This is a genomic window from Streptomyces sp. NPDC012935, assembly GCF_042900345.1.
GTDB lineage: Bacteria > Actinomycetota > Actinomycetes > Streptomycetales > Streptomycetaceae > Streptomyces.
Map to the genome: position 1 here is coordinate 42354 of NZ_JBIBBC010000026.1, position 19441 is coordinate 61794.

At 72.8% G+C, this 19441-nt stretch carries 7 protein-coding genes; 3 read left to right on the top strand and 4 right to left on the bottom strand.

What is annotated here, in order from left to right; genetic code table 11:
• Window positions 1-43: 43 nt before the first annotated feature.
• Window positions 44-12205, top strand: coding sequence for an amino acid adenylation domain-containing protein (locus tag ACFY5C_RS38205; protein WP_389453974.1), 12162 nt, complete (start codon window positions 44-46; stop codon window positions 12203-12205).
• Here ACFY5C_RS38205 and ACFY5C_RS38210 read toward each other — a convergent pair.
• The 3 genes from ACFY5C_RS38210 to ACFY5C_RS38220 all read right to left on the bottom strand — a co-directional run bounded on the left by ACFY5C_RS38210 (window position 12150) and on the right by ACFY5C_RS38220 (window position 15750).
• Window positions 12150-13187 (bottom strand): LLM class flavin-dependent oxidoreductase, encoded by a 1038-nt coding sequence (locus tag ACFY5C_RS38210; RefSeq protein ID WP_389453976.1) that lies wholly within the window; start codon window positions 13185-13187, stop codon window positions 12150-12152. The genes ACFY5C_RS38205 and ACFY5C_RS38210 overlap by 56 nt on opposite strands.
• A 114-nt stretch (window positions 13188-13301) precedes the next feature.
• Complete coding sequence (locus tag ACFY5C_RS38215; RefSeq protein ID WP_389453979.1) at window positions 13302-14795, bottom strand: metallophosphoesterase family protein; 1494 nt, start codon at window positions 14793-14795, stop codon at window positions 13302-13304.
• Window positions 14788-15750: an MHYT domain-containing protein gene (locus tag ACFY5C_RS38220; RefSeq protein WP_389453982.1), complete on the bottom strand. Its 963-nt coding sequence runs from the start codon at window positions 15748-15750 to the stop codon at window positions 14788-14790. The genes ACFY5C_RS38215 and ACFY5C_RS38220 overlap by 8 nt, the downstream gene beginning before the upstream one ends.
• 301 nt (window positions 15751-16051) lie before the next feature.
• On the opposite strand from ACFY5C_RS38220, the gene ACFY5C_RS38225 reads away from it, so the two are divergent.
• A complete protein-coding gene (locus tag ACFY5C_RS38225; RefSeq protein WP_389453984.1) occupies window positions 16052-16951 on the top strand; it encodes an arginase family protein in 900 nt (299 codons plus the stop codon).
• 184 nt (window positions 16952-17135) lie between these two features.
• Complete coding sequence (locus tag ACFY5C_RS38230) at window positions 17136-18134, top strand: alpha/beta fold hydrolase (protein WP_389453987.1); 999 nt, start codon at window positions 17136-17138, stop codon at window positions 18132-18134.
• Window positions 18135-18182: 48 nt separating this feature from the next.
• Here the strand turns inward: ACFY5C_RS38230 and ACFY5C_RS38235 are convergent, their stop codons facing one another.
• Complete coding sequence (locus ACFY5C_RS38235; protein ID WP_389453990.1) at window positions 18183-19373, bottom strand: MFS transporter; 1191 nt, start codon at window positions 19371-19373, stop codon at window positions 18183-18185.
• Window positions 19374-19441 lie beyond the last annotated feature (68 nt).

Genomic DNA, 19441 nt, shown 5'->3' on the forward strand with positions numbered 1-19441 from the left:
GGCACGTCCGCGGGCCAGCCCCGTGCGATGAGGAAGGAAGCGCATGCCGACCCCCGGGCGCCGTACCGCCGACACGCTCCTCGACGTATTGCTGAACGCCGCCGAGGAGGCCCCAGGGCAGGTCGTCGTCCACGTCCGCGGAGACGGCAGCGAACGCACAGTCACGTTCGCCGAACTCCGCGACGACGCGCTGCGCGTGGCAGGTGGTCTGCGTGCGGCGGGACTGGGGCCCGGCACGCCCGTGCCGCTCCTCGCGGGTCACGGCGAGGACTTCCAGCCGAGCTTCTGGGGAGCGCTGGCGGCGGGGCTCGTGCCGGTGCCGCTGGCTCCCGAGGCGCGTCGGGTGGGGCCGGTGTGGGAGTTCCTCGGCAGGCCCGCCGTCGTCGTGGACGAGACCACCGAAGCGCTGCTCGCCGAGATTCCTGGACCGGTGCGCGCACTGCGGCTGGGTGAGCTGCGCGAGGCCGACCCGTTGCGCTCACTGCCCCGGCGCGACCCACGGGACCTCGCATTCCTCCAGTTCTCCTCCGGCAGCACCGGCGACCCGAAGGGTGTCGAACTCACCCACGAGGCCGTGCTCGCGAACCTCCGGCAGATCCGTACCGCGATGGCGATCGCGCCGGACGACGTGGTGGCGAGCTGGATGCCGTACTTCCACGACATGGGCCTGATCGGCACCCACCTCGTCCCCATGGCGGCGCGCCTGAAGCAGGTACGACTGGAACCGCTGACCTTCGCCAAGCGCCCGGCACTCTGGCTGGAGGCGGCGGTCAGGCACCGGGCGACCCTGCTGTCGGCGGCGAACTTCGCGCTGGGGCTGGCGGTACGGCGGGTGCCGGACAGCACCTGGGCGGGACTGGACCTGAGCTCCGTACGCCTGATGCTCGTGGGGGCGGAGCCGATCGCCCCGCGTGTGTGGCGGGAGTTCACCGCGAAGGCGGGGACGGCAGGACTGGACGCCGAGGCCATGCTCCCGGTGTACGGGCTGGCCGAGGCCACGCTCGCGGTGACCGTGCCCCCGCTCGGCGAGACCGCCGTGCCCCTGCGACTGGACCGGGCGGCACTCAGCCGTGGCCGGGCCGTTCCCGCGCAACCCGGCCCGGACGCCGTCGAACTGATGGACGTGGGCCGTCCCGTCCCGGACTGCGAGGTGCGTGTCACCGACGAGTCCGGCGAGCCGCTCGGCGACCGGCATATCGGTCACATCGAGGTGCGAGGGCCCCAGCTGGCTCGCGGCTATCACCGGGCGCCCGAGGCGAGCGCGGGCGCGTTCGACGGCGACTGGCTGCGGACGGGCGACCTCGGCTTCCTGAACGAGGGCCGGCTGTGTGTCACCGGCCGGCACAAGGACGTCGTCTTCGTCGGCGGCCGTACTTTCCATGCCCCGGACCTGGAGGAGACGGCCGCCGCCACCCCGGGACTGCCCGGCGGGACGGCGGCGGCGATCGGGTCCACCGATCCGGACACCGGCGCCGACCGGGTCGTGGTGTTCGTGCAGTGGGCACGGCCCGCCCTGGCCGCGGCCCTTGGCGTGCTCGACGCGGCGGCGGTCCGGGTCCGGGAGGCGCTGGGCCACGACGACGTACGGGTGTTGCCGCTGCCGCCGGGGGCGTTTCCCCGGACCACGAGCGGCAAGCTGCGGCGGGCGGTGATGCGCGAGCGGTTCGAGGCGGGGGCCTACGCGCCGGTCGAGGCGCGGCTGTCGGCGGCGCGAGGCGTCGCCGGTCGGGTCGGCCGGGTCCCGGTGGGCGACGCCGGGCAGGCCCCGATGGCCGAGCGCCGGGACCAGGAGCGCGGTCCGCACGATGGTGCTGCGCCGCGCTCGCGACGCGACGTCGAGGAAGTGATCCGGGGGATCTGGGCACGGACACTGGACCTCTCGCCGGCGGAGATCGGCCGGGACGACCGCTTCTTCGCTCTCGGAGGCTCCTCCCTCAAGGCGATGGCCGTGCTCGCCGGGATCGAGGACGCCTTCTGCGTCACGGTGGAGCCTCGCGTGCTGCGCGACCACGACACCGTGGCCGCACTGGCTGGGCATGTGCTGACGCTGCCGACAGGGCATGACGGATCATCAGATCCCGGGGCGGGGGCGAGCACAGACGGCGGGCGGGCGTTGCGGCCGGCCGCCGAGAGGCCGAGCAGTCGGCCGGAGGGGCCCCGCGCAGGAAACCGGCCGGTGGCGGTGCTCGGCATGGCCTGCCGGTTCCCCGGCGCGCACACGCCCGAGGCCTTCTGGGAGCTGCTCACGTCCGGTCGTGACACGGTTACAGCCGTGCCCGAGGACCGCTGGGAGGGCGAGGGCCGAGGACACGACGAGGACCGCGCGCGTGGCAGGAACGGCGAGGGGGCGGAGAAGCCCCCTGGCGCTCCCCGCTTCTCCGGCTCGTTCCTCCCCGACCCCGCCGCCTTCGACGCCGCCTGCTTCGGCATGGACGACGAGGAGGCCCGTGCCACCGATCCACAAGCACGGGTCTTCCTGGAACTGGCCCACGAAGCCCTGGAGCGCGCGGGCTGTGCCGGGCCGCGGCGGACCGGTCGCAAGGTGGGCGTGTTCGCCGCGGTCGGTGACAGCGGCTACCGCGAGATCCTGGCCGCCGCCACGGACGGGGACCTGGCCGGTCACCCCGGTGCACTCACCGGCAACCTGCCCAACCTGATCGCCGCCCGCCTCTCGCAGGCGCTCGACCTCGACGGCCCTGCTCTGGCGGTGGACACCGCCTGCTCCTCGGCGCTCGTGGCACTCCACCTGGCCCGGCGCAGCCTCCAGAGCGGCGAGTGCGACATCGCCGTCGTCGGGGGCGTCCAACTCGCCCTCACCCCGACCGGCCACCGACTGCTCGAACGCGCCGGTGCGCTCTCCCCTACGGGCCGTAGCCGCCCCTTCGGCGCCACCGCAGACGGAATCGTGCCCGGAGAAGGCGGAGCGGCCCTCGTCCTCGCCCGCCTGGACGACGCGCAGCGGGCGGGAGATCCGGTCCTCGCCCTCGTGCGTGGCACGGCGGTCAACAACGACGGCCGGTCGCTGAGCCTGCTCGCCCCCAACCCGCGCACCCAGCGCGAGGTCATCACGCAGGCATACGACGAGTGCGGCATCGACCCCGAAGCGGTGTCGTACGTCGAGGCGCACGGAACCGGCACTCCGGTCGGCGATCCCGTCGAGGCGCAGTCGCTCGGGCACGCGTTCCCGCCCCGCGCGGACGGGCTGCCCCGCCTGCTCGGCTCGGTCAAGGCGAACATCGGGCACCTGCTGAACGCCGCCGGCATGCCGGGCCTGGTCAAGACGGTCCTGGCGCTCCAGCACCGTGAGGTCCCGCCCTCGCCGAACACCACTCCGCACGCGCCGTACCTGCAACGCGCCGCACCCGGCTTTGAACTCGCCACCGAGCAGCGGGAATTGCGCGCTCCAGGGCCCCTGATCGCGGGCGTCAACGCCTTCGGCTTCGGCGGCACCAACGCGCACGCCGTTCTGGAGGAGGCCCCCGGGCGGACCAACGCCACGGGTACCTGCGCCGACGGCCCGAACCTGCTCACGCTGTCGGCCCGCGGCGCCGACGCCCTGCGCGCGGCCGCCACCGATCTGGCCGCCTACGTGCGCGCGAATCCGGACCGGCACGAGGCGGACATCTGCGCCGCCGTGAACACCGCGCGCGACGACGGTCCCCACCGTCTCGCCGTGGTCGCGGACGGCGACCTCGCGGAACGCCTCGACGCGGCACGCACAGCGGACTTCACGCTCGCCCGGTCCCGCCCTCGGACGGTGTTCCTCCTGCCGGGCCAGGGGGCACAGCGACCCGGCCAAGGACGGGCCCTGTACCGAACGTCTGCGGTGTTCCGGGACGTCTTGGACGAGGCCTCCTCGCTGACGGGGCCCGTGCTTGGGCGCTCGCTCGCCGAATGGTGCCTCGACCCCGGAATGAATCCCGAGGAGTTGGCCAGGACGGAGGTGGCCCAGCCACTGCTCGTCGCGTTCGGGGTCGGCCTGGCCCGGCAGTTGGCGCAGTGGGGCCTGTCGCCCGACGCGGTGGCCGGGCACAGTGTCGGCGAGATCGCGGCGGCTTGCGTCGCCGGTTCGCTGACCCTGGACGAGGCAGTGGGGTTCGCCGCGGAGCGCGGGCGGCTGCTGGGTGAACGGTCCCTCCCCGGGGCCATGGCCGCGGTCCGGGGCGGCGAGGACACCGTCGCCGAGCTCATCGCCGCATCCGGCGGCTCGCTGTGCGTCGGCGCCGTCAACGGGCCCGATCAGGTGGTGATCTCGGGCGCCGAGGAAGCCGTCGACCGTGCCCTCGCGGAACTGCACCGCCGGGGCGTGGCCGCACGCCGGCTCCGTGTCTCCCACGCCTTCCACTCACCGCTGCTGGGGCCGGTCCTCGATCCACTGGGGGACACCGCGAAGACACTGACGGTCAAGCCGGCGGCCGTACCGATGCTGAGCACGGTCACCGGCGACTGGCGGCCCGACCTCACGCCCGCCTACTGGCAGGCGCACGCCGTCCGGCCGGTGCGCTTCGGTGCGGCCGTGGCGAGGCTTCTGGAGGAGGGGTACGACACCTTCGTGGAGCTCGGCCCGGGGAACACCCTGGTCGGGGCCGTCCGCGCCGTCGCGAGGGCGCAGGGTGCCTCGGACGTCTCGGCGTCGGCCACAGGCCTTCCCTCCGTCGCGGACCGCGACGTCCCGGACCGCGACGCGGACCCCTCCGGTGCGCGGGCGCTGCTGGAGACGGCGGGCCGGCTGTGGACGCGCGGGGCTGCCCTGGATCGTGCGGCTCTGGACCGGACGACCCGGACCGGCAACCGTCCTCGGGTACCGGTGCCGACGTACCCCTTCCAACGCACCCGCCACTGGCCGCGCAAGCCCGAGGAATCTGCTGTGGTGCAGCGCCTCGACTGGCAGGACGCACCGCTCACGCCTGCGGCGGGCCCTCGCGTTGTGCGGCTGATCGGCGGCGACCAGGTGCTCGGCCGGGCCCTCGCCGACCGGCTCATCGAGCGTGGAGTGACGGCACTGGGGGCGCACGAGGAGACCGAGACCTCGGCGGACACCCTGGTGTTGCTGGGAGAAGGGTCGGGCACCGGCGACGGACGCCCGCCGACCCCGGGCCCCGCCATCTCCTCCTTGCGCCACGCACTCGACATGCTTTCCCCCGACTGCTCCCGCCTCCTGGTGGCCACCGAGGACGCGTACGTCACCGGCATGCCGCACGAGTCGGCGCGCCCGACGCAGTCACTCCTGCATGGCTTCGCCCTCGCACTCCCGGACGAACACCCGGGGCTCGCCGCCCGCAGCGTCGACCTGTCCTCCGGCGACCCGCTCGACGTGCGGGTCGACGCCCTGGAACGTGAGCTGTACTCGGCCCACGGGCCCGGCGCCGAGGGTGCCGTCGCCTGGCGTCGCGGGCGCAGGCTCAGCCGCAGGCCGACCCACGTGGCGAACGCCTCCACGGCGCGTGAGGACCTGCCGCCGGACGGTACGTACCTGATCACGGGAGGAGCCGGAGGGCTCGGTTCCGCCTTCGCGCGCGACCTCGCAGGGCGCGGCGCATGCGAACTGATCCTGACCGGCCGCTCCCGGACCGTTCCCGAGGAACTGCTCGCCGATCTCCGTGCCCAGGGTGCCCGTGCCCGGTACCACGCGGCGGACGTCGCCCACGCAGCCGACGTCGACGCGCTGTTCGCCACGCTGCCCCCACTGGACGGGGTGTTCCACGCCGCCGGAACGGTTCGCCCCGGCACCCTCCGCTCCAAGACCGATGCGGAGATCGAGCAGATGCTCGCCGCGAAGGTGACCGGCACGTCGCTGCTCGCCGAGGCGCTGCGCCGGCACGGCCAGGAACCGGCCGTGTGCGTCGCCTTCTCCTCCGTCTCCTCGGTGCTGCCCGGCCTGGCAGGGGCGCTCGGCGACTACGCGGCGGCCAACGCCTTCCTCGACGCCTTCGCCGCCGCCGAGCGCGCGACAGGCAGGCCCTGGCTGGCGGTTGGGTTCGGGCCGGTGGCGGACGCGGGACTGGCGGCCGGGTCCCCGGCCGAGTCGCGGCTGCGAGCCCGCGGACTGAGTCCCATGACCACGCGAGCCGCGATCGCGGGCCTGCGGACGGCCCTCACGACCGGTGCCGCGCACTTGCTGGTGAGCCTCACGCAGACGCCCGTGACCGCGGCTCCGGACCGCTCGGCGACCACCACGCGTCCGTCACCGGCCGGCAGCTCGCCTGCCGCCGCCCGCGCGTCGAAGGCCGGCCACCCCGCCCTGCCCGACCCGGCCCGCACCACCGACCTGATACGCAACCTGCTGGCCGAGGCCTTGCACCGCGCACCGCAGGACATCGGCGACGCCGAGCCGTTCCTGAGCCTCGGACTGGACTCGCTGACCGCTGTCGACCTCGCCCGCCGCCTGGAGACGGAACTCGGGCTCCCGCTGCCCGCAACCCTGCTCTTCGAGTACCGCACGGTCGGCGAACTGACCGCCTACCTCAGCGCACAGAGCCCGCAGGCCTCAAACGCGCCCGTGACTGCGAACAGCGGCCGCGACGACACCCCGTACCCCCTCACCCCCCTCCAGCGCGCCTTCCTAACCACCGAGGAGTTGTACGAAGGCATCACCTCCTACGGCTACATACGCCAGACCGTCCGTGGCCCTCTCGACCCCGCTCTCCTCGGCCGAGCCCTCGGCCGACTCGCCGCCCGCCACCCCATGCTGCGTCTGCGGATCACGGGAGACGGGACACCGCCGCGTCAGTACACCGCACCCGCCGGGCCCACCGACCGGGCACCCCGCTGGTACGAGGTGCACGAGCCGGGCGAGACCGAGCCGTCCCTGTCCGGCATCGAACAGCGGCTGTACAACCGCCCGTTCGACCTGACCGCCGAGGATCCGGCGCGTGCCGTCCTGGTCCGGGACCGCCGGGACGAGCACCTCGCCCACCTTCTGCTGGTCGTGCACCACAGCGCCGCGGACGGCTTCAGCCTCAAGGTCCTGTGCGAGGAACTGTGGTCGCTCTACACCGCCCTCGCCCACGGCCGTTCCCCTGAACTCACCGCACCGCGTGCCGAGTTCGCTGACTATGCAGCCCTGGTCACCGCCGACCGTCAGTCCCCGGCCTTCACCCGGGACCAGGAGTACTGGCGTGACCGCATCGCCGAGCACGGCGCGATGGCCGCGTCCGTCGCGCTGCCGTACGAAGGCGACCCGGAAGCACTCCCGGCGCCGCCGCTCACCCACCACCAGACGACCGTCGGCGCCTCCCTCACAGCGGCCCTGCGCGAGGTGGCCGCCCGCAACGAAGTCACCCTCTTCCATCTGCTCCTCGCCGTGTACGGCCGCTGCCTCGCCCGCTGGAGCGGACAGCGGGCCGTCGCCGTGAACGTGGCGCGTGCCCGCCGCGAGGCGGCCCTGCCCGGGATCGACCGGCTCGTGGGCCCGCTCGCCGACACCCTGCCGGTGTTCGCCGCCGTCGATCCCGCCGAACCCGTGAGCGCACTTGCCCGGCGGTTGCAGCGGATCTGGCGCGAGGCGGAGTCCCACGCGACGCTCGCCAGCCCCGACATCGCCGCCCTGCTGCCCACCACGGGCCCCGCCCCGCGCACGGTCGCCCCGGCCGGGTTCAGCTTCGCCCGCTTCCCGGTGAGCCACGGCCAGGACTGGCCGGTCACGGTGACCCCGACCGCGGCGGCCACCGCCTCCGCCGCGACCAGGCTCGGTCTGCTGTGCTGGGAATCGGACGCGACCCTGCGCCTCTCCTGGAACCACCCCGCGCAGCTCTTCCGGCGGGAGACCGTCGAACGCCTCGCGGGGGAGTATCTGGAGGAACTGCGCTCCGCGGCGGTTGAGTTGATCCCCGCGCCGAGGTCCGCCGCCGACGCCGGGATCGTCGGCCGACTGCGCGCACAGTTCCGGGCGACACCGGGGGCCATCGCGGTGGACACCGGCCGTACCACGCTCACGTACGCCGAACTCGACGCCGCCACCGCCGCCCTCGCGGACCGGCTGCGAGCCAGTGGCGTGCGGCCCGGCGACCTGGTCGGCCTGCTCACCGAGCCGGGTCCGGACACGGTCGTCGGCGTCGTCGGCATCCTGCTGGCGGGCGCCGGTTGGGTACCCATGGACGCCACCCATCCCGTGGCCCGACTGCGGGACCAGGTGAAACGCACCGGGGTCGGCGCAGTGGTCTGCCACAGCTCGACGCGGGAAGCCGTCGCCGCTCTGGACGGCATCACACCGGTGGCCGCGGACGCAACGCCCCCGGCCGCGCCGGCGCCGAACGAGCTGCCGCCCGCCGACCCGGACGCCATCGCCTACGTGATCTTCACGTCGGGTTCCACGGGCCGCCCCAAGGCCGTTCCGATCACGCACCGGTCCATGCTCAACTACCTCGACTGGTCACTGGCCACCTTCGGCTATCGACCCGGAGACCGCCTCGTGCAGACGGCGTCCGTCTGCTTCGACGCCTCCGTACGCCAGTTGCTGGCCCCGTTGCTGGTCGGCGCCACCGTCCACACCCTCACCCGCGACCTTCTGCGCGACCCCGAGGCGCTCCTGGACCGGATCGTCAACGACCGGACCACGGTGTGGAGTTCGGTGCCGACACTGTGGGAGCGGCTGCTGACCGCCGCCGAGACCCGGGCGAGGCAGAACGGGACGCCCCCGGACCTGTCGGCACTGCGCTGGGTCCATGTCGGCGGCGAGGCACTGCCCGCGGCACACGTACGCCGCTGGTTCGACCTGCTCGACGGCTTCGGGGGTTCGGAGCACAGGATCTCCAACCTGTACGGGCCCACGGAGTCGACCATCAACGCCACCTGCCACGTCATCGACGCCCGGCCGGCCGACGACGTACGGCAGCTGCCCATCGGCCGGCCGGTCGCCGGGACCGAACTGGCCGTCGTCACGCAGGACGGGCGGCCGTGCGCCGCCGGCGAGGCCGGTGAACTGCTCATCGCCGGAACGGGTCTGACAGCCGGATACCTCGGCGAGCCGCAGCTCACCGCGCGGGCCTTCGTCGAGCGCGAGGGTCGCCGCTGGTACCGCAGCGGCGACCGGGTCCGCCGGACCGCGGACGGGGTGCTGGAGTTCCTCGGCCGCCTCGACGACCAGGTCAAGGTCCGCGGCCACCGTGTGGAACTCGGCGAGGTCGAGGCCGCGCTGCTCGCCCACCCGGACATCGCCCGCGCCGCCGTGCTGCTGCTCGACGGACGCCTGGTGGCGTACCTCGAACCCCGGTCCGGCACGGCCGAGCCGGACGCGCGCGAGGTGCGTGCCTTCCTGTCCCGCGTCCTGCCGCCGTACATGCTGCCCGGACGCATCCGCACGCTTCCCGTGATGCCTCTGACCGGCACCGGCAAGGTCGACCGCAACCGGCTGCCACGCGAGGGCGGCGAGGGGACGACGAGCGCGGATGCTTCTCGCCCGGCCGACGATCACAGTGCGGAGCCCGGAACCCCGCCCGCCACTCCTACCGAGCACACCGTCGCGCGCATCTGGTCGGCTCTGCTGGACGTACCGGACGTGACCCGCGAGGACGACTTCTTCCAGCTCGGCGGTGACTCCATCATGGTGCTGGAACTCTTCGCCCGCCTGCGCGAGCAACTCCCCGCGGTCCCGAGGCCGACGACGGTCTACACCCACCGCACGCTGAGCGCACTGGCGGCGGCCCTCGATACCGCAGCCAACACTCCCGTCCCCGATCCCTCGCCCGATTCGACGCCGCACTCAGCGCCCCCGCAGCTCGCCGGTCCCTATCCCCTCACGCCCTCCCAGCGCGGATTCCTGCTCGCCGAGACCATCGACCCGGGGGCGGGCTCCGGCTGGCTCGCCCGGTTCCGGGTGCGCGGGCCGCTGCGGCATGACGTCCTGCAGCAGGCCGTCGACGTCCTGGTCGCACGGCATCCGATGCTGCGGACCGTCTTCCCCGCGGGCGCCCGTCCGCCGGTGCAGCAGGAGCTGCCGGACTCGTTGCGCCTGCCGGTGGAGACGACGACCCTCGCGCACCCCGACCTGCTGGAGCAGCGGATCGCCGAGGAGGCCGGGCGCCGACTGGAGCCCTGGGCCTGGCCGTTGCTGCGGCTGCGGCTGTTCACTGTGGCACCCGCCGAGCACGTGCTCGTCGTCCACGCACACCACCTCATCGGCGACGGCTTCAGCGCCGCGCTCCTCGCAAGGGAACTGCGCACCGTCTACGACCGCCTCGACCGCGGTCTGCCGCACGGCCTGCCGCCGCTCGAGAGCACCTTCCGCGACCACGTCGCCCTGTCCGCCGCCCGCCCGCGACCGGACGGCCCCGACGCCGAGGAGTACCGCACCCGCCTTGGCGCGCCCTACACGCCGCCCGTGCTGCGGCGACCGACCACCCAGGAGGCCCCCGACACCCAACCGGCCTTCCACACCACGGGTTTCACCTTGGACGCCGCCACGACCGGGGAGCTGCGCCGAGTTGCCCGGACAGCACGCCGCACCCTGTACGCACCGCTGCTCACCGCGTACTACCGCGCCCTCGCCGGACTCACCGGACAGCGCGACCTGATGCTCGGCTTGGCCGTCACCGGACGCGAGGAGTCCACGCCGGACGCGCACCGGCTGTTCGGCCCGTTCGCGGAAGCCGTGGCACTGCGTCCGGTCCTGCGCGAAGGCACCGGAGTCGACCAGCCGGCCTTCGCCGAAGACCTGCGGCGACTCGCCGCGGAGGCGGACCTGGCCAGGGCCAACGGTCCGAGCGACGTGCGCACGGCGACCGGACTGCCGTGTCACGCCCAGTTCTTCTTCACCTTCCTCGACTTCACGTCTCTCGGCTCCGAGGAGGCCCGCGCAGGACTGACCCTGCACGCCGACGAGTCCGACACCTCCCTCGCCCCACCGCCGGTGGGCACCGATCTGTTCCTCGCCGTGCGGCCGTTGGCGGAAGGTGAAGGCCTGCGCATCACTGTGCGAGCCCCGGCGGCGGCCCTCACGCCCGGCGAAGTCAGCCGATTCGCACAGGAGATGCGGAAGCAGATAGGGGAGGCGCTGAGCGACACCGGTCCCGCCCCCGCCCGCGAGGGCCGCCGTCGGCGCCCCCGCCTCGACGCCGCGCTCGTCGGTTATCTGCCCGCGCCCCACCACCTCGCCGCCCTCGCGGGCCTGCCGTACGACAGCCCCGGCCTCGGACGCGAGGAGATCCGGGCCCTTCTCTTCCCGGACGGCCGCGCCCGCCTGCTGGAGGAGACCGGCACCCCGCTGGGGAACTCCGGCTTCGTCGCCCTCCCTCTCTTCGCCGACGAACTGGCCCCGGCCGGCGACCTGGCGGCCCGCACCGCCCGCGCCGTCGAGCACGCCGCCTCACTCGGCGCCCGCTGCGTCTCGCTCGCGGGCATGATCCCGTCGTGCACCGGCTACGGCTACGACGTGCTGCGGGAGGCCACGACCGGCGCGGAGATCACGACCGGACACGCGTCGACGGCCGTCGCCGTGGTCAAGACCGTCCACCGCGCGCTCGAGGCGACGGACCGTCGCCTCGACGATCTCTCGCTCGCCGTCGTCGGATGCGGTTCGATCGGCACGTCCTCCCTACGGCTGCTGCTCGCGACGTCATCCCGGCCACCGGCCCGGCTGCTGCTGTGCGACCTGCCCGGCAGCACCCCGCGGCTCGAACGGCTGGCAGCGGACCTGGCGTCCGAGTATCCGCCTGCCTCGATGCCGGTGGAGGTCGTGGAGTCGGGACTGACGCTGCCTGCGAAGGTCTACGAGGCCGACGTGATCGTCACCGCCGTCAGCGGGGCGTCGACCCTGCTGGACGTCGACCGGCTCCGGCCCGGCACGATCGTGGTCGACGACTCCTTCCCGCACTGCTTCGACACCGGAAGGGCACTGGACCGGATGAGCCGTGAGCAGGATGTGCTGGTCGTCGGTGGCGGCCTGCTGGCCCTCGACTCCACTCGGACCCGGCTCAGCCAGGACCTGCCGGCCGTGGCGAGCGCGGGCTTCGCCCTGCGGCCCGGGATTGCGGCAACCATGGCCTCGTGCCGACTGGAGTCACTGCTCCACTCCCAGCTCAGTGCTTCCGGCCGGGCCCGTGGCGATCTGCCGTTGACCCACGGTCTTGTCGACCTGCCCCGCGCACTCGCCCACTGGGACGCGGCCGAGGCCGCCGGGATCCGGCCCGCTCCGCTGCACCTGCTCGACCGGGTCATCGTCCCGGGCGCCACCCGAGCGCCGGCCCGAGCCGGTCGGCGAGGTCGGTGAGGATCTGCACATAGTCCTCGTGCTCGAAGGTGAAGGGCAGTGCGAACGCCACCTCGTCCACCTCGCGGAATGCGGCGTGGGCGTGGAGGCGTTCCGCGATCTCCTCCGAACTGCCGACCAGGTCCGGCGCGAACAACAGCCGGGCCGGACCCTGCGGTGACGTGGTCCGCGGGGTGCGCTCGGCGACGTACTCCTCGTACTTCGCTCGCTGCTTCGGCGTGGCGGAGTCGGTGGGGATGACGACGAGCCCCTGGGAGACGCGGGCGTTCGCGCCGTCGGGATGGCGGGAACGGAAGGCGCGGATGTGGGAGAGCTGGATCTGCGCGAAGTCCGGAGCGCCCGCCGTGTCCTCGGGTCCCTCCGCCTTGACGACGCTGCTGGTCAGGAAGTTCATCCCGTGCTCCCCGGCCCACCGGGCGGAACTCAGGCTGCCGCCGCCGTACCACATACGGCCGCCGAGGCCGGGGGAGTGCGGCTGGACGCGGTCCGAGAACAATTCAAACCCCTCGGCCCCGCTGAAGTCCGTGGCCGGCTCGCCGCGCACGAGGTCCAGCAGCCGTCGCACCCGCTCGTACCCGAAGTCCTCGGCGTCGGCCGTGTCCGGGTAGAGGGCCTCCTTGACCCGGTCGTAGTGCATCGGCGGGCCCACGCTCACACCGGGGTTGAGGCGGCCGCCGGACAGGAGGTCGACCGTGGCCAGGTCCTCCGCCAGCCGCAGGGGGTTCTCCCAGCCGAGCGGGATGACCGCGGTGCCGAGTTCGATGCGGCTGGTGCGCTGCGAGGCCGCCGCCAGGACGGCGACGGGGGAGGAGATGCCGTACTGGAGATGACGGTGGCGGAGCCACGCGCTGTCGAAGCCGAGTTGTTCGCCCAGTTCGATGATCTCCAACGTGGACTCGTGGCCCCGGCGCGGATCCGCCTCGTCGAAGAGCCCGATGGTGAGGAAGCCCAGCTTGCGCAGCGGGCGTGAGGTCGACGGCATGAGCCCCTCCATCATTGAACCTTCAATGGCGTATGGCACTGCCAACTCGATCAACGCCCGCGGTGTTCCCGCCGCCCGCGATCAGTGCATCTTCGATCAGTGCATCTTCCGCGATCAGTGCAAGGGGATCGTCACCTCGTCCTCGACCGGCGGGTCGACCTCCTGCGCGCGGTTGCCGGTCGCGGCGTAGCAGCGCAGGCGGACCGTCTCCGGCGTGACGTCCAGGCGCAGGAAGCACTTGAAGAACGGCGGGCTGTAGGTCGCCGAGCTCGGTGAGAACAGCTGCGTGTAGATCTTGCGCACGGGGAGGCGGAAGCGGCCGGGGCGGCGTCCGGCGCCGAGCAGACTGGCGACCAGGCGGGTGCGCCAGGTGATGCGGGTCGTCGTCTGCTGGGCTCGGGTCAGCGGGATGCCCAGGCGCTCGGCGACGACGGCCGCCGCCTCCGCCTCGGTGAGGGTGAAGAAGCGACGCAGGTGCAGCCTGCGGCCGTAGAGCTTGCTGTAGAAGGCCAGCGAGTCGCCGCGCAGCGGGTAGCAGCGGAACTCCTTCTCGGTGACGTCGGCGATGTCGACACGCTTGATGGTGTGGGTGGCGTGCATGAACGCACCGCCGCCGCCCGCGACCACGTACTGGATCGTGCGGCCGTCCACCCGGACCGGGTAGCGCTGGTAGTTGTGGATGTCCCCGCCGATCGCCGCGACATAGCGGTGGGCCGGGTCACGGACGATCTCGTCGACGGTCCCGCCGCCCTCGATCGTGCAGGGGTGGTGTTCGCCGTCCACGTACAGCGGCGAGCCGGTGATGAGGATCTTCGGGCGGGGATCCTTCGACACCTCGCGCAGCCACGCGCCCTGTTCGGCGTCGATGGTCCCGAGGAGCCCGGTGTCGATGCCGATGATCCGCACCGGCCCGGCATCGATCGCCCAGTACGGCCCCGGCTGCACGGCCTGTTGCGCCTGTCCCGACCTCAACTTACGTGCTTCCGCGAGACGTCGGCCGTCGTTCCTGCGCGGGCGGTGCCACAGCAGCGACCTCAGCCGGGCCCGGCTCAGCGGACGCGGTGCGGGCTCCGGCGCGAGGGGCGGGGCGTCGTCGCAGAAGACGCGCATGAACGCGCCGAGGTCCTCGTACCAGTCGTGGTTGCCCGGTATCGCGTATATCGGTGCCTGGTAGTCCTGGTACGGCCGGAAGAACTTGGTGCCGTAGTCGTCGGCACTGCCGACCGGATAGATCACGTCGCTGGCGAGGACCGCGAAGCTGGTGTCCTGACCCGCCTTCAGAAAGCCGGGAACGACGGCGTACTGGGGATCGTCGCCCTCGCCGGTGTCGCCGATGACCAGGAACGAGAAGCGGTCCGGGTCGTCGCGCCGGATCACCTTGTCGGCGGACGCGCCCGCGGCCGTCCGCTGCGCCACCCAGCGGCTGCGGGTACGGCCCGTGGGGTCCCCGAACCAGGACGCCAGCACGCCGTTGCGGGCGGCCCACAGCATCTTGGGATTGAGCCAGGAGATCTTCTCGACCTTGGACGGCATCAGCCGCTTGTACGTGCCGAGTTCGGGGGCGCCCCAGCCGGCGCCTTCGACGGAATCGCGTGAGGAGTCAGACACCGGTGCACCGTAACAATGACCTGGAGAAGGCCGAGAGGGGGAGCGCGAGCCCGGCGCGTCGCCGCGCTCCTGGGTCACCGTTTGCGGGCGTACGGTTCCCGCTTGGGCTGCGGGGTGCGGCAGGAGCCCTGAACCCGGGTTCGCGGTCGGGCTGTTGCCGGGTGCCGGTCCGCTGGGCCGTGCGGGACTGGCGTGCTGTGCCGGGGCGGCTGCACTCGCCCTCGCCGAGGACCAGCAGCGGGTCGAACATCACCACCACGCCGGCCAGGATGAGGAAGACGATCGGTCCCAGGAGCATGGGAAGCAGCAGAGAGGAGGACGAGTCGCCCGCCCATGACGCGCCGGTCGTGCCGTGCAGATGGACGCTGACGGCCGCCATGCCGGTGTAGTGCATCCCGGACACGGCCACGCCCATGACCAGGCTGGCGCCGAGACTGGTCAGGAAGCCGCGGATGGTGACGGCCGCCCACAGAGCGGCGGTGGCGGCGACCACCGCGATCAGGACGGAGAGTCCCACCGTGAACGTGTCGTACCGGATGCTGCCGTCGAGGCGCAGTGCCGCCATGCCCAGATAGTGCATGGCCGCCACGCCGAGTCCGGTGACGACGCCCGCGCCTGCCAGTGTGCCGCTGCTTGCGCCCAGGTAGCCCACGATGAACACGCCGATGCCGACCACCACGATCGCCACGGCGAGGCTGAGGACGGTGAGAGGGGCGTCGTAGCGGATCCGGGTCTCCTCGACCTCGAAGCCGATCATGGCGATGAAGTGCATGGTCCAGATGCCGCAGCCGATCGACGCGGCGCCGAGTGCCAGCCAACCGGGCTTCCAGGACTGTTCGTTGAGCAGGGACCGGACGATGCACCGCAGTCCTAACGCCCCGCCCAGGCAGGCCATCAGATAGGCCGCCACCGGGGTGACGGCACCATAGCGGAACCCGTCAACCGTGCCTTCCATAAGCCAACTCCCCCCGAGAGTTCTGGCTAGTTGTGGAGCAAGGTGTACGTGTGAAGGATGTGTAAAGCAAGCCTTTACCGCCGGTAGCCGTTGAATTCCGTATCACCACGGCCAACTCCGGTCGCACTGGGGCGAGTTTCGGCCAGGCGGCAGCCGCGCTCTGCAATGCCTGCTATGAACCCGACGCGCACGAGCTCGGGCCCTGCCCGCACCGGCGGGCCACCAGTGGTGGCCGTCCACCGGATGTGGCACAGATGGAGTGGGGGAGGGCGACGGAAGGCAGTGACGGGAAGGGTCGGTCATGCAGGAGCTCGCGATCATCGAGGCACCGTCCGTCCTCGGCCTGCGGCCGTCCGGAGTTCAGGAACTGCCGACCGCCCTGCTCGACGCCGGCCTGCCGGACGGTCTCGTTGCGGTACGGTCCGGCCGCGTCGAACCCCCGGCCTACGACCCGGCTCGGGACCCCGGCACCGGAGTCCTCAACCCCCAGGCCATTGCGGAGTACTCCGCCCGGCTCGCCGACGCCGTCGCAGCCGCCCTCGACAGCGGCCGTTTCCCCGTCGTCCTCGGCGGAGACTGCAGCATCCTGCTCGGGAACCTCCTCGCCCTGCGCCGCCGCGGACGCCACGGTCTGCTGTTCCTCGACGGCCACACCGACTTCTACCAGCCCTCGGCCGAGCCGTACGGTGAAGCGGCCTCGATGGACCTCGCCCTGGCCACCGGCCGCGGCCCCCGGCTGCTCACCGACCTCGAAGGCCGCGGCCCTCTGGTCCGCGACGAGGACGTCGTGGCCCTCGGTTTCCGCGACGCCGACGAATCGGCCCAGGCCGGCATGCAGCCGCTTCCACCCGAGCTGCACGCTATCGACCTCGACGCCGTGCGCGCGGCCGGTGCCGCCGCGGCAGCGCGCGGCGCCGTCGACCGGCTCACGGCCGGCCCGAGCGCCGGGTTCTGGGTCCACCTCGACGTCGACGTCCTGGACGACGCGATCATGCCGGCCGTCGACTACCGGCTTCCCGACGGGCTGACCTGGCTAGAGCTGGAGAGCGTGCTGCGTACGGCACTGGGTGACCCGCGAGCCGTAGGACTCGACGTCACGATCTTCAACCCTCGCCTCGACCCCGGCGGCACCATCGCCACCCGGCTGGCCGAGTGTCTGCGCCGGGGTCTGTCGGCACGGACGGACCGGGGACGCGACTGAGCGGGCCGCCGGCAACGCCACACACCCTGCACCGGATGCCGGAGCACCGATGTTGCCGAACCGGCAACGAGGTTCGCCACGCCGCGGCGTGCGCACCCACGATGACGGGACGACGCGCGGAACCTCGCGCCCGCCCCCGAAGCCGGGATGCCCGGCGCCCACCGATCGGAGTTCCGGAGGACTCATGTCGCACCCCGCCCGGACAACGGACGTCACCCACCGCCTGGTACCCGCTCCCGCCGGAAGACTCCACCTCGCGGAAGCGGGGACGGGCCCGCTGGTCCTCCTCGTGCACGGCTTCCCGGAGTCCTGGTACTCGTGGCGCCACCAGTTGCCGGCGCTGGCCGCGGCCGGATACCGCGCGGTCGCCATGGACGTGCGTGGCTACGGCCGCTCCTCCAGGCCGGAGGCGGTGGACTCGTACCGGATGCTGGAGCTGGTGGAGGACAACGCCGCTGTCGTGGAGGCCCTCGGTGAGCGGTCCGCGGTGATCGTGGGGCACGACTGGGGTGCGACCATCGCCGCGACCTCCACGCTGCTGCGGCCCGACGTGTTCCGCGCGGTCGGGCTGCTGAGCGTGCCCTACACCCCGCCCGGCGGTCCGAAGCCGAGCGAGGTCTTCGCGCAGATGGGCGGCCCGGACGAGTTCTACGTCTCCTACTTCCAGCAGCCCGGCCGGGCCGAGGCCGAGATCGAGCCGGACGTCCGGGGCTGGCTCGCGGGCTACTACGCCGCCCTGTCCGCCGACACGCTGCCGGGCGCCGACGCCCCGGACCCGCACTTCGTCGGCCCTGGCGGCACGCTGCGGGACAGGTTCCCCGCCGGCCGACTGCCCGCCTGGCTCGACGAGTCGGACCTGGACGTCTACGCGGGAGAGTTCGAACGCACCGGCATGACCGGCGCCCTGAACCGCTACCGGAACATGGATCGCGACTGGGCCGATCTGGCCGACCGCACCGGCGCCGCCATCACCCAGCCCGCGCTGTTCCTCGGCGGTGCGCTGGACGCGTCGACCACATGGCTGGCCGACGCGATCAAAGCCTTCCCCGCGACTCTGCCGGGCCTGCGCTCCTCACAGATCCTCGACGGCTGCGGCCACTGGATCCAGCAGGAACGCCCCAAGGAGACCAACGCACTGCTGACCGACTGGCTCGCTTCCCTGCCGTCCGAAGAAGGCGTGTAGCTGCCGCAGACGGGCGCGGACCTGCGCGGGGCCCGTGCCCGCACGGGCTCAGGCCCCGACGGGTACCGGCCGCCGCAGCAGATAGGCGGCCGCGCTCGAGACCAGGACGGTCATGCAGGCGATGAACACCAGGCCCGCGCCCTCCAACCCCATCGGTTCCGCCAGGACTCCCACACCGATCACCGGAACGGAGATGCCCGTATAGGCCACCACGAACAGCGTCGAGATCACCGCCGCGCGCTGCTCCGCCGGAGACGCCGCGGCGATCGCGGACAGTGCCCCGCGGAACGACAGCCCCTGCCCGATTCCGCCGACGATCGCGCTCAGCACGACCAGCCACAGCAGGTCCCACCACAGAGCGCCCGCGAGCAGCGCCAGCCCGCCCAGAAGCACGGCGCAGCCCAGCGGCAGCGATCGCCCCACCCCGACCGGGCCGACGGCCAGTTGCCCGGCGGTCGAGGCGAAGAAGGCCAGCGCCACGACCAGCCCGCTCACCGCGTGATTGCGTTCGTCGAGGGACTCGGCCAGGAACGCCGGACTGACCGACGTGAACACGCCGAACAGCGCGAAACCCACGAACGAGGCGATCGCCGCCGGCCCGAACACCGCCCGCACCTGCGCGGGCAGGCCGGGCCGTTGCGGCCGCACGGTACGCAGTGACCGCCGCTCCCGGACCGTCTCCGGGAGCCACGCCAGCACGGCGAGCGCGCATGCCACGAGCGCGAGGTGCACGACGAACGGCAGGTAGAGCGGCCACGGAGCGTACTGCGCCAGCACTCCCGCGAGCAGCGGACCGCAGCCCAGCCCGCCCATGTTGGCGGCGGTCGCGACCAACGTGGCCCGGGAGGCGCCGCCTTGCGGTGCAAGCTCCATCACGTATGCCGTCGCGGCTCCGGTGAGCAGACCGGCGGACAGCCCCGAGAGCAGCCGCCCCGCGTAGAGCCAGCCCAGCCCCGTGGCGCACAGGAAGCACACGGCACTCGCGGCAGCGAACCCGAGTCCCCACAAGATCACCGGACGCCTGCCCACGGCGTCCGAGACATTGCCCGCAAGCAGCAGCACACCGATGACTCCGAAGGCGTACACGGCGTAGACGACGGTGACCGTCAGCTCGGAGAACCCGAACTTCTCCTGGTAGTGGCCGTACAGCGGAGTCGGCAGCGTCGTGCCGGCCATGCACACGGCGAACACCGCCCCGCTCAGCACACACGCGAGCCACCCTCGACGATCACCGTCCATGCCGCAGACGGTAACCCCGCACACACCTGACGGCAGGACCGTCGGGCGGCGGTCGGCATGTCGCGTCG